The organism is Streptomyces sp. NPDC031132 (assembly GCF_055570595.1).
Window position 1 is genome coordinate 24,681 of sequence record NZ_JBVIGX010000003.1, and the last position, 15,423, is coordinate 40,103.

The 15,423-nt window shown below is 72.2% G+C and carries 12 protein-coding genes; 9 read left to right on the forward strand and 3 right to left on the reverse strand.

Translation table 11 applies throughout. The annotated features are described in order from the left end of the window. The first annotated feature begins 100 nt into the window (after window positions 1–100). Window positions 101–727, forward strand: coding sequence for a hypothetical protein (locus ACZ49B_RS05890; protein ID WP_468300818.1), 627 nt, complete (start codon window positions 101–103; stop codon window positions 725–727). Here the strand turns inward: ACZ49B_RS05890 and ACZ49B_RS05895 are convergent. After that, entirely contained in the window at window positions 690–1,079 is a 390-nt protein-coding gene (locus ACZ49B_RS05895) for a hypothetical protein (protein ID WP_468300819.1), read from the reverse strand. The genes ACZ49B_RS05890 and ACZ49B_RS05895 overlap by 38 nt on opposite strands. 53 nt (window positions 1,080–1,132) lie before the next feature. Between ACZ49B_RS05895 and ACZ49B_RS05900 the strand changes: the two genes are divergently transcribed. Next, on the forward strand, window positions 1,133–1,906 hold the full coding sequence (locus ACZ49B_RS05900; protein WP_468300821.1) for a glycerophosphodiester phosphodiesterase: 774 nt from the start codon (window positions 1,133–1,135) through the stop codon (window positions 1,904–1,906). A 77-nt stretch (window positions 1,907–1,983) separates the two neighbouring features. On the opposite strand, the gene ACZ49B_RS05905 is transcribed toward ACZ49B_RS05900, so the two are convergent. Beyond that, a complete protein-coding gene (locus tag ACZ49B_RS05905; protein ID WP_468300823.1) occupies window positions 1,984–3,513 on the reverse strand; it encodes a ricin-type beta-trefoil lectin domain protein in 1,530 nt (509 codons plus the stop codon). A 105-nt stretch (window positions 3,514–3,618) separates the two neighbouring features. Here ACZ49B_RS05905 and ACZ49B_RS05910 point away from each other — a divergent pair, with 105 nt between their 5' ends. The 4 genes from ACZ49B_RS05910 to ACZ49B_RS05925 all read left to right on the forward strand — a co-directional run bounded on the left by ACZ49B_RS05910 (window position 3,619) and on the right by ACZ49B_RS05925 (window position 10,201). After that, window positions 3,619–5,022, forward strand: coding sequence for a class II fumarate hydratase (locus tag ACZ49B_RS05910; RefSeq protein WP_468300825.1), 1,404 nt, complete (start codon window positions 3,619–3,621; stop codon window positions 5,020–5,022). A 103-nt stretch (window positions 5,023–5,125) separates the two neighbouring features. Continuing rightward, window positions 5,126–5,821, forward strand: coding sequence for a cytidylyl-2-hydroxypropylphosphonate hydrolase (gene fomD, locus ACZ49B_RS05915; RefSeq protein ID WP_468300827.1), 696 nt, complete (start codon window positions 5,126–5,128; stop codon window positions 5,819–5,821). A 798-nt stretch (window positions 5,822–6,619) separates the two neighbouring features. Continuing rightward, complete coding sequence (locus tag ACZ49B_RS05920) at window positions 6,620–8,680, forward strand: SpoIIE family protein phosphatase (RefSeq protein ID WP_468301544.1); 2,061 nt, start codon at window positions 6,620–6,622, stop codon at window positions 8,678–8,680. A 60-nt stretch (window positions 8,681–8,740) separates the two neighbouring features. After that, complete coding sequence (locus tag ACZ49B_RS05925; protein ID WP_468300828.1) at window positions 8,741–10,201, forward strand: catalase; 1,461 nt, start codon at window positions 8,741–8,743, stop codon at window positions 10,199–10,201. A gap of 69 nt (window positions 10,202–10,270) precedes the next feature. Here the strand turns inward: ACZ49B_RS05925 and ACZ49B_RS05930 are convergent, their stop codons facing one another. Continuing rightward, window positions 10,271–12,517: a transglycosylase domain-containing protein gene (locus ACZ49B_RS05930; RefSeq protein ID WP_468300830.1), complete on the reverse strand. Its 2,247-nt coding sequence runs from the start codon at window positions 12,515–12,517 to the stop codon at window positions 10,271–10,273. A gap of 230 nt (window positions 12,518–12,747) precedes the next feature. Here ACZ49B_RS05930 and ACZ49B_RS05935 point away from each other — a divergent pair, with 230 nt between their 5' ends. The 3 genes from ACZ49B_RS05935 to ACZ49B_RS05945 all read left to right on the forward strand — a co-directional run bounded on the left by ACZ49B_RS05935 (window position 12,748) and on the right by ACZ49B_RS05945 (window position 15,411). After that, the gene (locus ACZ49B_RS05935) at window positions 12,748–13,659 is read left to right on the forward strand and encodes an SPFH domain-containing protein (protein ID WP_468300832.1); all 912 of its coding nucleotides are present in this window, start codon (window positions 12,748–12,750) and stop codon (window positions 13,657–13,659) included. Further along, window positions 13,656–13,946 (forward strand): type II toxin-antitoxin system antitoxin, encoded by a 291-nt coding sequence (locus tag ACZ49B_RS05940; RefSeq protein WP_468300834.1) that lies wholly within the window; start codon window positions 13,656–13,658, stop codon window positions 13,944–13,946. The genes ACZ49B_RS05935 and ACZ49B_RS05940 overlap by 4 nt, the downstream gene beginning before the upstream one ends. A 145-nt stretch (window positions 13,947–14,091) precedes the next feature. Continuing rightward, the gene (locus ACZ49B_RS05945) at window positions 14,092–15,411 is read left to right on the forward strand and encodes a serine hydrolase domain-containing protein (RefSeq protein ID WP_468300836.1); all 1,320 of its coding nucleotides are present in this window, start codon (window positions 14,092–14,094) and stop codon (window positions 15,409–15,411) included. The last annotated feature ends 12 nt before the right edge of the window (window positions 15,412–15,423 follow it).

The following is a 15,423-nucleotide window of genomic DNA, read 5'->3' on the forward strand; positions in this document are numbered from 1 at the left end:
GGGCCCTCACGCATGTCGTCCGACGGGCAGATGGATCGCCGGAGGCCCCGCGAGAGGCTGTTGCCATGCCCAAACGGCACACCGTCAACGGGAGTTCACGATGAAGAACCGCAAGCGCGCCCTCCTCATGGCCGGATGCGCCGCCGCCCTGGTGGCGGCCCTGATCGGCGCGGCTCCGGCCCCCGCGGCGCCGGCCGCGCCGGCCGCGCCGGCCGCGCCGAAGCTCGCCTCGGTGCACGGCGGCGGGACGGTGTCCTACCCGTACGTCCCGAAGGAGCACGACATCCGCTTCACGGTCGACGCCGACGCCGCCCCGTGGAGCAGGCCCTTCCCGGCGCCGGGCGGGGAGCAGGGCATGCCGGTCGACGCGCGCGGCCGGGTCACCGTCTACCACGCCATGCCCGACACGGGCTTCACCGCTGTCGCCGAGGCGGAGGTGGACTGCCTGGTCACCGGCGGCAGGACGGCCACGGTCACCGCGGTGGTCACGTCCTCGAACGTCGGCTGGGAGGGCAGGCGGATCGGGATCAGCGTCCAGGACGGCGAACGCGGCGGGCCCGACCGGGTGGGCTTCTCGTGGGGCATCGCCAACGTCGACGTGAAGCCCGACGGCTCGGTGTCGGAGCCCCGCGTGGGCACGTGCATGGCCCCGGCCCCCTTCACGGAGGTCACGAAGGGCGGCTTCAAGGTCACCCCTGCGCCTCTGGCCCCCCGGCCGAAGCCGTAGTCACGACCCCCTGCAGCAGCCGCGCCTCGACGGGTGTGGCCCACCACCCCGTCGTCCGCGCAGCCACGACCTCGGCGATGCTCAGCCCGTACATCCGGCGCAGCAGCGCGATCGGCACCCCGTCCGGCCCACCCACCGGCAGGTGGACCGTGCCCTCCCGGGCCACGATGCGCTCCCGGACCCCGGGCGGCGGTACGCCCCGGCCGCCGTCGCAGGCGTAGGCCTCGTACCGCGGACAGTGCCCGAACCCCTCCCAGCACAGCTCGCCGTCCCGGATGAACTGCCAGTCCTCCTGGACGCACTCCTCGCACGGCTCGCAGTGAAAGGTCGCGTACACCTGCTGTTCGGCCATCCGGGCAGGATGCAGTACCGGGGCGTCCCGCGCATGCGGATAACGTCTGATCCATGATTCGGAAGTACGCGCAGTCCGTCACCGCCCGCGACGTGCGGGTCATCGCCCATCGGGGGGCCTCCCACGAGCACCCCGAGCACACCCTCGCCGCCTACCGGCAGGCCATCGCCGACGGCGCCGACGCGCTGGAGTGCGACGTGCGGCTGAGCGCCGACGGGCGGCTCGTGTGCGTGCACGACCGGCGGGTGGAGCGGACCTCGGACGGGCGCGGGGTGGTCTCCGCCATGACGTACGAGGAGCTGTCCGCGCTCGACTTCGGCGGCTGGAAGGGCGAGGAGCACCGCGGGGCGCAGGTGCTGCTCTTCGAGGACCTGCTCAAGGAGGCGCTGGCCGCCGACCGGCCCGTCGGGCTGGCCGTCGAGACCAAGCACCCCACCCGTGCCGGCGGCCGCCTGGAGGCCGAGCTCGTACGGGTCCTGAAGGACCACGGGCTGGCAGACGGCTCCGAAGGCCGCGTCGAGGTGATGAGCTTCTCCCGCAACGCCCTGACCCGGCTGCACCGGCTGGCTCCCGGCCTGCCCGCCGTCTACCTGATCGAGCGGCGGCTGCGGCCGGCGCGGCCGCCGTTCGCGGGGCACGCGGGGCCCGGTATCGACCTGCTGCGCAAGGATCCGGGGCTGGTGGCGCGGCTGAAGGCCAAGGGGCTGCGGGTGCGGGTCTGGACGGTCGACGAGCCCGAGGACGTGGAGCTGTGCCTGCGCCTCGGCGTGGACACGCTGATCACCAACCGGCCCCGCGAGGTACGGGAGTACCTGAACGGCCTGTGACCGGCCCCGGCGTACAGCCACCCGGCCGGGGTGCGCCGGCCGGGTGTGGGGGGTTCGGGTCGTGTGCAGGGGCGGGGTTACACGAAGCGCTGGTTCGCCGAGCCGTTGCAGGTCTGCAGGCGCAGCTGGTCGTGGGCGGCGGCCACGGTCAGGCACATGCCCGGGGCGGCCGCGGGGCGCAGGGTGGCGCCGTCGCGGACCCACTGCTGGTTCGCGCCGCCGTGGCAGTTCCAGAGGATCAGGCCCGTGCCGGCGCCGTAGTTGGCGCCCGGGGCGTCCAGGCAGCGGTCGTGGGTGAGCTCGATGTGGACGGACTTCTTCGCGGAGTCGTACCACCAGCCCTGGTTCCGGCCGCCGTGGCAGTCCCAGCCGATGACCTTGGTGTCGTTGGCGCTGGCGCCGCCGTTGGAGTCGAGGCAGTTGCCGGTCGCCTCGTTCTTCAGCGGCTTGTACAGGTCGTCCCAGGCACCGGTCTGCAGGACCGGGGTGCCGGTGCTCGCCGGGTCGGCGCAGGAGGCCTCGCGCAGGCCGGAGTCGTAGAGCTGGGTCAGGCAGGCCGCGAAGGCTCCGTGGCCGCGGTAGTTGGGGTGGAAGGACTGGCGGGCGGTGTTCTCGTCCCAGGGGAAGTGGTCTCCGAGGTCCAGGTAGAGGCCGCGGGCCCAGGCGTCCTCCATGCACACCTCGTGGCCCTGGAAGAGCCGCGAGTTGTCCAGGTACGTGGCGCCCGAGGCCAGGGCGGCCGCGCGCATGCCCTTCTCGAAGGTGGGCACCGCGTAGTTGCGGCCCCAGGAGGCGTCGGAGTCGTAGCCGGCGCAGCCTCCGGGGAGCTTGCCGGGGAAGTTCGGGTTGTCGTAGAAGTCGGGGCCGATGGGGCTGGGGTAGCCCATCACGACCAGCTTGTAGTCGGAGTCGGCGTAGCCCGCGTCGCGCATGACCGTCTTGAGGTCGGCGACGGTGGACTCGACCTTGGGCTTCAGGCCGTCGACGCGCGCCTGCCAGCCGGGGCCGTACTTGGGCTCGCAGGTGCCCTGGCTGAGCACCCAGCGGGTCACGCAGTCGGTCATGACCGGGCCGAACTGGAGGTCGTCGTTGGCGCCGGCGACGAGCAGCACCATCTTGATCTTCGTGTTGCGCGCCTTGACGGCCAGGCTGTCGCTCTGCACCAGCTCGTCGGCGTACTGCTTGCTGCCGCCGATCCGGATGTTGCCGGTGTAGCCGCCGGAGCACGCGACGTTGAAGGTCAGGTCGGCCGGGATGCCGGTGCGGTGGATCGCGGAGTCCGGCGAGCGGTGGCACTGGTTGTTCGGGGTGTTGGTCGCCGGGTCGTAGTTGCCCACGCCCTCGCCCGAAATCTCGCTGTCGCCGAGCGAGATCAGGCCGGTCTTGCGCTCGTTCAGCGGGCGGATCGCCGCGTCACCGTAGATCTTTACGGCCTCCGCCGCGCGGACGGCCTCCAGTTCGGGCGAGAGCGGGGTGGCGGCCGCTGCGGGGGTGGTCGCCGCCTGGGCCATGGGGGTGATGGCGGTGACGCCCCCGAGGGCGGCCGCGATCGCCGCGGCGGCGGCGAAGGTAGATCTGAGCCCGGGTCTCGTACGTACACGTGTCATGAACGTCTCCCCTGTCGGTGTTACCCACGGTATTTACTGGCCGGTAGGGGACTTGGGAACACTTCGAACAAGACAATTGCTCAACTTTTTGAGGAGGCAACGAACATGACCGACGATCAGAACCAGGACGCCTACCGGATCGAGCACGACTCGATGGGCGAGGTACGGGTGCCCGCGCACGCCAAATGGCGCGCTCAGACCCAGCGCGCGGTGGAGAACTTCCCCGTCTCCGGGCAGCGTCTGGAGCGCGCCCACATCGAGGCCCTCGCCCTGATCAAGGCCGCGGCCGCCACGGTGAACGCGAAGCTGGGGGTGGTGGACGAGGGCATCGCCGACGCGATCCGGTCCGCCGCCGCCGAGGTGGCGCAGGGGCGCTGGGACGAGCACTTCCCGGTCGACGTGTTCCAGACCGGCTCCGGGACCTCGTCCAACATGAACACCAACGAGGTCATCGCCACCCTGGCCGGCGAGCGGCTCGGCCGCGAGGTCCACCCCAACGACCACGTCAATGCCTCGCAGAGCTCCAACGACGTGTTCCCGTCGTCCATCCACATCGCCGCGACCGCCGCCGTCACCCGCGAGCTGATCCCGGCCCTGGAGCACCTCGCCGCCGCCCTGGAGCGCAAGGCCGCCGAGTTCGCCGAGGTGGTCAAGGCGGGCCGCACGCATCTGATGGACGCCACCCCGGTGACGCTGGGCCAGGAGTTCGGCGGGTACGCCGCCCAGGTGCGCTACGGCGTCGAGCGGCTGCAGTCGGCGCTGCCCCGGCTGGCCGAGTTGCCGCTGGGCGGGACCGCGGTGGGCACCGGGATCAACACGCCGCCCGGGTTCTCGGCCGCCGTGATCGCCGAGGTGGCCGCCGCGACCGGACTGCCGCTGACCGAGGCCCGCAACCACTTCGAGGCCCAGGGGGCGCGGGACGCGCTGGTGGAGACCTCGGGGATGCTCCGTACGATCGCCGTCTCGCTGACCAAGGTCTCCAACGATCTGCGCTGGATGGCCTCGGGACCGCGGACAGGATTGGCCGAAATCAATCTCCCCGATCTCCAGCCGGGCTCCTCGATCATGCCGGGGAAGGTCAATCCGGTGGTCCCGGAGGCCGTGCTCATGGTCGCCGCGCAGGTGACGGGGAACGACACGACCGTCGCCGTGGCGGGCGCGGCGGGCAACTTCGAGCTCAATGTGATGCTCCCGGTGATGGCGAAGAACCTCCTGGAATCGATCCGGCTGCTGGGCAACGCGAGCCGCCTGCTCGCCGACCGCACGGTCGACGGGATCACCGCCAACGAGGCGCGGGCCAGGGAGTTCGCCGAGTCCTCCCCCTCCGTGGTGACCCCGCTGAACCGGTACATCGGCTACGAGGAGGCGGCCAAGGTCGCCAAGAGGGCCCTCGCGGAGCGGAAGACGATCAGGGAGGTCGTGCTCGAGTCCGGCTACGTCGACCGCGGCGACCTGACGCTGGAGCAGCTGGACGAGGCGCTCGACGTCCTGCGGATGACCCGGCCCTGAAAACGTTTCCGGAAGGGGGCCGGATTCGGTCGTTTCCCGTCGCCGCGCACCTCCGTGACCTGCACCGCAGCGGGCGCAGGGGCCCCCGCCCTAAGATCTGCGCATGACAGGTACCGGAGGCCGCGGGGGCGGCGACGCGCAGGGCACCCGCTGGCGGCCCGGGGAGCAGATCCTCTGGCGCTACCGCGACCACGCCCCGGGCCTGAAGGGCGCGGTCCACATCTGTCGCCCGGTGACCGTGGTGCAGGACACCGACGACCTGCTGGCGGTGTGGATGGCCCCCGGCACCGAATGCGTCAAGCCGGTGCTGGCCGACGGCAGCCCCGTCCACGAGGAGCCGCTCGCCACCCGGTACACCGCGCCGCGCACCACCGTACGGTCGCGCTGGTTCGGCGCCGGCGTGCTGAAGCTGGCCCGGCCCGGGGACCCGTGGTCGGTGTGGCTGTTCTGGGAGCACGGCTGGCGGTTCAAGAGCTGGTACGTGAACCTCGAGGAGCCGCGGACCCGGTGGTCCGGCGGGATCGACTCCGTGGACCACTTCCTGGACATCTCCGTCTACCCGGACCGCACGTGGAAGTGGCGGGACGAGGACGAGTTCGCGCAGGCCCAGCGGTCCGGCCTGATGGACGCGGAACAGGCCCGTCAGGTGCAGGTCGCGGGGCGGGCCGCGGTGGACGTGATCAGGGCGTGGGGGGCTCCGTTCTGCGACGGCTGGCAGGACTGGCGGCCGGATCCCGCCTGGGGAGTTCCGGCCCTTCCCGAGGACTGGGACCGCACTCCGGCGCATATGACCTCATGAGACCCTTGATGCGCCCCCGGGGTTCAAACGTAAGATCTCCCTCCGCGGGTCGCGCGCGGGAGGCGCGCTCGGCCGCACATCCGTAAATGTCGTGCCGTACGCGGGACTTGACCGGAGGTCAACGCAGGGCGAGAGGTAACGAGCGGGACGCGGTACCGCGGGGTGATGGTGTCCCCGCCGCTGAGCGGGTATACCGCGACTGACCGAGTTGAGTGCAGCGCACATCGAGCGCAAACGGACGGAATTCCACGCGTGACGGAGTACCCCACCTCGCAGGAGGGCCCGCAGCCTGCCGCGGCCGCCGCGACACCGGCCCCGGGCGGCTCGGCCATGCCTGCCGCCTCCGGCGGTGCGGCGGAGGAACTGGGCCACGGCAAGGCCCCCGTCCCCGCCGCCGAGGCCGTACGCGGTTCGGCCGCGGCCGGCGACGATCCGGTCCGCCCGCACGCGGAGGCCGCCGGGCGGGGCTCGGACCTCCCGCGCCCGCGCGGCGAAGGCGTGCCCGCCCCGCAGGACGGCACGCCCCGGCCGGGCCGCGGCCGCTCGCGCGCCGCCGCGGCGCAGGGCTCGGCCGGCCGCCGTGCCCGGGACGGCGAGGCGGCCCGCAATGCCGCGCGCGAGACCGCAGCGGGCGGATCCCGGCGGCGCGACGGCGAAGCCGCACGCAACGCCGCGCACGCGGCGGCCGCCCACGACGAGGACCCGGCCTCCGCGGCCCTGCCCGTCGGGCGGGCCCACGAGCCCCGGGTCGGCGACCCGGACCGCCCGGCCGACGGCCAGGACCGGCAGGCGCCCGGGATACCGGGCGGCTCCCGCCCCCGCGAAACGCACCCGGCCCCGGACGGGACCGCCCCGTCGACCCGCCCCCGCGAAACCGGGGCGGACACAGGCGCAGCCGCCGGGGACGCACCCGCGGGCCGTGCGCGCGAAGCCGGTGCCGACGACGCCGGGCAGGACGCCGCAGGCGGCGAGGGCCCGGCCGACGGGCGAGCCGGCGCGGCCGGCGCCGCCGCCGGCGGGGCGGCGTACGAAGGGCAGGGCTCCGCAATGGCCGTTGTCCTCGGCGGGGGTGTGCCCGTGCCGGACGGCGGGATGGCGCGGCGCGAGGGGGACCGACTGCGCTTCGTCGGGGCCGCCACGCGGCGGATCGCCCGCGGCATCGACCTCGACGAGATCGTGCTCGGACTGTGCCGGGCCACCGTGCCGACCTTCTCGGACGCCATCCTCGTCTACCTGCGGGATCCCCTGCCGGTCGGCGACGAGCGTCCCGTCGGCGCGGTCGTTTTAAGGCTGCGCCGCACCGACCGGCTCCGGCCGATCGACGATCTCACGGGAGCCGAAGGGGCCGGGGCCGCGGGGGCCGCGGGGGCCGTCGGCGAGCTCGACTTCAGCCAGCTGCCGTTGGTGGGCCCGCAGGGTGACCTGCCCGCGGCCGAGCTCTGCGAGATCCGCACCGGCGGTGCGCTCGCCGAGGTGCTGCGCGGCGTACGGCCCGTCTTCGGGTCCGCCGCCGGGGCCAAGGACGCGCTGTCGGAGCTGCTCGGCTCGGAGCACCCCGTACCGCGCGGCCAGCGGGCCATCCTCGCGCCGCTGCGCGGCCGCCGCCGCGTCATCGGCGCGGCGGTGTTCCTGCGCAGCCCGGAACGGCCCGCGTTCGAGCAGAACGACCTCCTGGTCGCCGCGCAGCTGGCCACGCACACCGCGCTCGGGATCGACAAGGCGGTCCTGTACGGCCGCGAGGCCTACATCGCCGACGAGCTCCAGCGCACCATGCTCCCCGACAGCCTCCCCCAGCCCACCGGGGTGCGGCTCGCCTCGCGCTACCTGCCCGCCGCCGAGACGGCCCGGGTCGGCGGCGACTGGTACGACGCCATACCGCTGCCCGGCAGCCGGGTCGCACTCGTCGTCGGCGACGTCATGGGCCACTCCATGACCTCCGCCGCGATCATGGGCCAGCTCCGCACCACCGCCCAGACCCTGGCCCAGCTGGACCTGCCGCCCGCCGAGGTCCTGCACCACCTGGACGAGCAGGCGCAGCGCCTCGGCTCCGACCGGATGGCGACCTGCCTGTACGCGGTCTACGACCCGGTCTCGCACCGGATCACCATCGCCAACGCCGGCCACCCGCCGCCGGTGCTCCTGCACCTCGGCGGCCGCGCCGAAGTGCTCCGGGTGCCCCCCGGCGCCCCGATCGGCGTCGGCGGCGTGGACTTCGAGGCCGTGGAGCTGGACGCCCCCGCCGGGGCCACCCTGCTGCTCTACACCGACGGCCTGGTGGAGTCCCGGCTGCGCGACGTCTGGACCGGCATCGAGCAGCTCCGCGAGCGGCTCGCCACCACGGCCCAGCTGACCGGCCTGGACCATCCGCCGCCGCTGGAGGCCCTGTGCGACGACGTGCTGGACATGCTCGGCCCGGGCGACCGGGACGACGACATCGCGCTGCTCGCGGCCCGCTTCGACGGGATCGCGCCCAGTGACGTGGCGTACTGGTTCCTGGACCCGGAGGAGACCGCGCCGGGCCGGGCCCGCCGGTTCGCCCGGCGCGCGCTGACCCGGTGGGGCCTGGAAGAGCTCCAGGACTCCCTCGAGCTGCTGGTCAGCGAGGTGGTCACCAACGCCGTCCGGTACGCGGAGCGGCCCGTGACGTTGCGCCTGCTGCGCACGGACGTACTGCGCTGCGAGGTCGGCGACGACTCCCCGCAGCTGCCGCGCCAGCGCCGGGCGCGGGACACCGACGAGGGCGGCCGCGGGCTGTTCCTGGTCAACCGGATGGCCCGCCGTTGGGGTGCCACCCGGCTGAGCAGCGGAAAGGTGGTCTGGTTCGAGCTCCCGTTGCCGGGGGCGAATGATCGGCGTTGACTGGGTAGGCGCGAGGGGGGGAGCCAGGGGGGAACCGGCCGACCCCGCGGGAGGACCCACGTGACCCAGGATCCGCAGAAGATCCCGTACACGACGAACAACGCCGGGATCCCGGTGGAGAGCGACGAGCACTCGCTCACCGTGGGCCCCGACGGCCCGATCCTGCTCCAGGACCACTACCTGGTCGAGAAGATGGCGCAGTTCAACCGGGAACGGGTCCCCGAGCGGGTGGTGCACGCCAAGGGGGCGGGTGCGTACGGCGTCTTCCAAGTGACGAACGACGTCAGCCAGTTCACCAAGGCCGACCTGTTCCAGCCGGGCCGCCGGACCGAGATGCTGGCCCGGTTCTCGACGGTCGCCGGTGAGCAGGGCTCCCCCGACACCTGGCGGGACCCGCGCGGATTCGCCCTGAAGTTCTATACGAACGAAGGCAATTACGACCTGGTCGGCAACAACACGCCGGTCTTCTTCGTGCGCGACCCGAGCAAGTTCCAGGACTTCATCCGCTCCCAGAAGCGCCGCCCCGACAACGGGCTGCGCGACCACGACATGCAGTGGGACTTCTGGACCCTGTCCCCCGAGTCCGCGCACATGGTGACGTGGCTGATGGGCGACCGGGGCATCCCGAGGTCGTACCGGCACATGAACGGCTACGGCTCGCACACCTACCTGTGGGTCAACGGCGGCGGCGCGAAGTTCTGGGTGAAGTACCACCTGAGAACGGACCAGGGCATCGAGTTCCTCACCCAGGCCGACGCCGACCGGATCGCGGGCGAGGACCCGGACGCCCACCGCCGCGATCTGTTCGAGTCGATCGCGGGCTCCGAACCGCCGAGCTGGACGCTGAAGATCCAGGTCATGCCGTTCGAGGACGCCGCGGACTACCGGTTCAACCCGTTCGACCTGACGAAGGTGTGGCCGCACGGCGACCACCCGCTGATCGAGGTCGGCCGGATGACCCTGGACCGGAACCCGGAGGACTATTTCGTCCACATCGAGCAGGCCGCCTTCGAGCCCTCCAACCTGGTGCCGGGCATCGGCCCGTCGCCGGACAAGATGCTGCTGGGCCGGCTGTTCTCGTACCCCGACACCCACCGCTACCGGATCGGGGCGAACTACGCCCAGCTCCCGCCGAACCGGCCCCGCGCGCAGGTCTCCTCGTACGCGAAGGACGGCGCGATGCGCTTCGAGCCCTCGGCCGCGGCGCGCCCGTACGCGCCGAACTCGTACGGCGGCCCGGCGGCCGGCACCGACCGCTTCGGCGAGCCGGCCGGCTGGGCCGCGGCGGGCGAGATGGTGCGGGAGGCGTACGCGCTGCACCGCGAGGACGACGACTGGGGCCAGCCGGGCACGCTGGTGCGGCAGGTGCTGGACGATGCGGCCCGCGACCGGCTCGTGGCGAACGTCAGCGGCCATCTGAAGGACGGGGTGAGCGCCCCGGTGCTGGCCCGTGCGGTGCAGTACTGGCGCAACGTCGACAAGGCGCTCGGCGACCGGATCGCCGCGGCGGTCCGGAGCTGAAGCGAAAACACCGCCGCCCCGCAGCATGAGGGCTGCGGGGCGGCGGTGTGCCGGAATCGGCGGTGCGCGCTACGGGAGCGTGATCGGCGGCGGGCTCTTCGTCGGGTCCGGACTCTTCGTCGGGTCCGGACTCTTGGTCGGGTCCGGGCTCTTGGTCGTGCTCTTGGTCGGGTTCGGCGAGCTCTTGCCGGGGTCCGGGGAGTTCTGCGACGGCGAGACGGGGGCCGACGGCGAGGTGGAGGCCGAGGAGCTCGACGACGGGGAGCTGCTGCGGCTCGGCGCCTGCGAGGCGCCCATCTTGGCCTCGGAGAGGTCGAACTCGCCGGTGTTCACGCCCTTGAGCGCAGCCAGCGTGTACGCCTTCCAGATCTCGGCCGGGAAGCTGGAACCACCCGCTCGGCCACCGCCCGCGGTACCGGTCAGGGTGACCTGCTTGGCCGTTCCGGGCTCCTCGCCGAACATCGCGACGACGGTGACGAGCTCCGGCGTGTACGCGGTGAACCAGGCGGCCACGTTGGACTCGGTGGTACCGGTCTTGCCCGCGGCCTCGTAGGCGGAGCTCTTGACGGCCTTGCCGGAGCCGTCGTTGACCACGCCGGTGAGCACCTTGGTCACCGTGTCGGCGGTCTCGCGGCTGATGGCCTGGCTGCCCACGGACTCGACGGGCTTGAACTCGCGCGTGGCGTGCTTGGCGCTCTTGATGATCGTCGGGGTGATCTTCTTGCCGTGGTTGTCGAAGGTGGCGTAGACGCCGGCCATCTCCAGGGTGGTGGCGCTCATGGTGCCGAGCGACATGGCCGGCTTGTCCTCCGGCCAGCCGTCGCGGTCCTTCATGCCGAGCTGCAGCGCCGTCTCCTTCACCTTCGGCGGGCCCACGTCCACGATCATCTGGGCGTACACCGAGTTCACGGAGGAGTTGGTGGCGGCCTGGACCGTGAGGAACGGGTCGCCGTAGTTCGCGTTGTCCTGGTTCTGCGGCGCGAACGGGGTGTCGCTGCCGACGACCGGGCGCTTGCTGGTGCCGTCGTAGAGCGCGTTCGGGGTGATCGGCTTGCCGTCGTGCGTCGTGGACTTGTTCTCCAGTGCGGAGGCCAGCACGATCGGCTTGAAGGTCGAGCCGGGCTGGAAGTCCTGGCGCAGGGCGTTGCTCGCCCAATGGTCGCCGAGGCCGGTGCCGCCGTACATCGCGACGACCGCGCCGGTCTTCGGGTCCACCGAGGTGGCGCCGGCCTGCACGCTCGCGTCGACGGGCCGGTCCTTGCGGTCGAGCTTGGACTCCAGCTCGTCCTGGACGGCCTTCTCCAGTGCGGCCTGCTTCTTGGGGTCGATGTTGAGGGTGATCTCCCAGCCGCCGGCCTGCAGCTCCTGGGTGCTCATCTTGTTGGTCTGCCGGCGCAGTTCCGCGTCCGCGGCCTGCTTCAGGTAGCCCTTCTGGCCCTCCAGGCCGGGGGCCGCCTTGGGCTTGATCGGCATCGGGAGCTGGAGGTCCTTGCGCTTGGCGGGGTCCAGCTCGCCCATCTCGACCATGTTGTCGAGCACACCGTTGAAGCGGATCTTGACCAGCCGCGTGCCGTTCGGGCCCGCGGTCGCCAGGTCGTAGTCGCTGGGCGCCTGGAGGACGGCCGCGAGGTACGCGCCCTGCTCCAGGGTCAGCTTGTCGACGTCGACGCCGTAGTACGCCTGGGCGGCGGCCTGGATGCCGTACGCGCCGCGCCCGAAGTAACTGGTGTTCAGGTACCCCGCGAGGATCTCGTCCTTCTGCATGTGCCGGTCGACCTTGAGCGAGATCACGAGCTCCTTGAGCTTGCGGGTCGCCGTCTGGTCCTGGTTCAGGTAGAAGTTCTTGACGTACTGCTGGGTGATCGTCGAACCGCCGGCCTTGCCCTTGCCGGTGACCGTGTTGAACAGGCCTCGCCCGATGCCGAGGAAGTCGACGCCGCTGTCCTTGTAGAAGGACTTGTTCTCGATGGCGATGAAGCCCGTCTTGACGTCCTTGGGGACCCGGCTGATCGGCACGATCTCGCGGTTCATCGCGCCGTCGCGCGCCATGATCGTGCCGTCCGCGTACTTGTAGACGTTGCTCTGCTTGAGGGCGTCGGCGTTGGGGTCGGGCTCGTCCACGTAGAAGTAGAGGGCGACGAGTGCACCCATGCCGAGCAGGATCAGCCCGAAGAACGTCCCCAGGATCTTCTTCCACGTGAAGAAGCGGCGTATGCCGGTCCCCTTGTCGGCGCGCCCGTTTTTCCCGGTGGCTCGCCCGCGCGGCGCCCGCCGCGTACTGCGCTGCTGCGCCTTACGCGCTTCTGCTCGGCCCATCGCTCCCGCTCCGCTCGATTTCCCCCCCGACGTCAGCTCAGAAAGCTAACACCGCAGGTTGTGACAAAGGTTGGCCAACCATGGCCAATTTCGGTCAATTCGGACGTGAGAATCAGCACCCACATCAAGGGAACCGACGCGCGGCAAGCCCATAGGGTTGCGGCAGCCCGAAAAAGTGATATCACTTTGCTAAGCGGTCCGACCGGCCGCGGCCAAGCGAAACGGGGCAGATGATGACGAACACGGCGGCAACCGCTGGAGACGTACGGGAGTTCACGGCGCGCAGCCTGGGGGGCGGACTGGCCCTGATACTGGGGTTGTTGGGCGCGGTGGCCGGCGCCGGCCTGATCGCCCTCGGCGCGACCGCCGACGGCACGGTGATGCACGCGTCCCTGATACCGCTGGGCGTCCTGCTGATCCTCGTCGCGGTCATCTCGATGAGCGGGCTGAACACGGTGGCGCCGGGCGAGGCCCGCGTGGTCCAGCTGTTCGGCCGGTACCGGGGGACGATCCGTACGGACGGCCTCCGCTGGGTCAACCCGCTGACCTCGCGGGAGACGATCTCCACCCGGGTCCGCAACCACGAGACGGCCGTCCTGAAGGTCAACGACGCGTACGGCAACCCGATCGAGCTGGCGGCCGTCGTGGTGTGGCGGGTGGAGGACACCGCGCGGGCGACGTTCGAGGTGGACGACTTCACGCAGTTCGTCGAGACCCAGACCGAGGCGGCGGTCCGGCACATCGCGATCGAGTACCCGTACGACTCGCACGAGGAGGGCGGGCTCTCGCTGCGCGGCAACGCCGAGGAGATCACGGAGAAGCTCGCGCTCGAACTGCACGCGCGGGTGGAGGCGGCCGGCGTCCGGATCATCGAGTCCCGGTTCACGCATCTCGCGTACGCTCCGGAGATCGCTTCCGCGATGCTCCAGCGCCAGCAGGCGGGGGCGGTCGTGGCGGCCCGCAAGCAGATCGTGGAAGGAGCGGTGGGCATGGTCGAACTGGCCCTGACCCGGCTGGCGGAGCAGGACATCGTGGACCTGGACCCGGAGCGCAAGGCCGCCATGGTCTCGAACCTGATGGTGGTCCTGTGCGGCGACCGGGCGGCCCAGCCGGTGGTCAACGCGGGCACGCTCTACCAGTGAGCCCCGCCGGCGAGCCGCAGGAACCGGAACCGGGACAGGGCCCCGGCGAGGGCCAGGGCCCGGAGCGGGCCGCGCGCGCGGGGCGGCAGGCGCGCAAGCAGGTGCTGCTGCGCCTCGACCCGCAGGTGTACGACGCCCTCGCGCGCTGGGCGGGCGAGGAACTGCGCAGCGCCAACGCGCAGATCGAGTTCCTGCTGCGGCGCGCGCTGTCGGAGACGGGCCGCCTGCCGGGCGGCGCCGCCCCGATCCGGCCGCGCGGACGCCCCCGCAGCGCGCCCGATTCCTGACGGCAGTCTCCCCGGGCACACCCCGGTCGGGTGTCTCCGGCCTACGGGCCGGAGACCCGCCGGCCCACCCCGCCGGCCCCCGCCGGCGCGCCCACCGGGGTCTGCCCGACCTGCCGGAACGGGCGGCCCTGCCCACAATGGACGCATGAGGACCTCCCGAGACGGAACCTCGCGCCCTGCCCGCCGTACGGCTCCGCCGGCAGCCTGCGTGGCCCTGCTGATCGCGACCGGCGCCCTCCCCGCCGGTGCGACGCCCGCTCCGGCGCTCGAGGACACGTCGGCCGTGCCCGCCGCCACGGCGAGCGCCGACCCCACCCCCGCTCCGTCGGCCCTGAAACCGATCGATCCGGCCGCCTTCCAGGCAGCCGTGGACCGCGCGGCGAAGAAGCTCATGGTGCCCGGCGCGGTGGTCCTGCTCCGCACCCCGCAGGGGACCTTCCGCGCGACCGTCGGCACCACGCAACGGGGCACGGCCGAGCCGCCCGACACCGGCGTCCACTTCCGGATCGCGTCCAATACCAAGACCATGACGGCGGCGCTGATCGCGCTCCTCGCCCAGGACGGCAAGCTCCGGCTGAGCGACCCGGTCTCCGCCTACGTCCCGGGGGTGCCGGGCGGCGGGAAGATCACCATCGCCGAGCTGCTGAAGATGCGCAGCGGGCTCTACAACTACACCAACGCCCCCGAGCTCGCGGCCGCCCTGGACGCCGACCCCGCGAAGGCCTACACCCCGCAGGACGTCCTGGCCATCGCGTTCCGCCGGCCGCCGAACTTCGCGCCCGGCGCGTCCTACGAGTACTCCAACACCAACTACGTCCTGCTGGGCCTCGTCGCCGAGAAGGCCGGCGGCCGCCCCCTGGACCGGCAGTTCCAGGACCGGCTGTTCACCCCGCTCGGGCTGAAGGGGACCTCACTCCCCGGCATCCACGACCTGTCGCTCCCCGAGCCCTACGCGCACGGGTACATGTACGGCGGGACCGCGTACGCGCTGGAGGACAAGCCCTACCCCGCAGCGATGCGCGAGGCGGCAGAGGCGGGGAAGCTCGCGCCCCTGGACTACACCCACCAGAACCCCTCGTACGCCCACGCCGCCGGAGGAGCCGTCTCCACCGCGGACGACCTGGCCACCTGGACCAAGGCGCTGGTGACGGGCAAGGTCCTGGACCCCGCAGCCCAGCAGCAGTGGCTGGCCGGCCCGCAGGCCGAGGACCCGGCGGCCCCCGACGGCCAGAAGTACGGCTACGGCATCGCCTACCAGCGCTTCGCCCCGAACGCCGCGATGTACTACCACGGCGGTGAACTGCCGGGATTCAACTCCTTCATGGGCCATGACCCGGACAACGACGTCACGCTCGTGATCTGGACGAACCTGACCCTGTCCCCCGACGGCCGCATGACGGCCCAGGCCCTGCTGCCCACCGTCCTCAACCAGATCTACACCGGGCTCGCCCTCCCCACCGGCTAGGTCTTCGGGCCC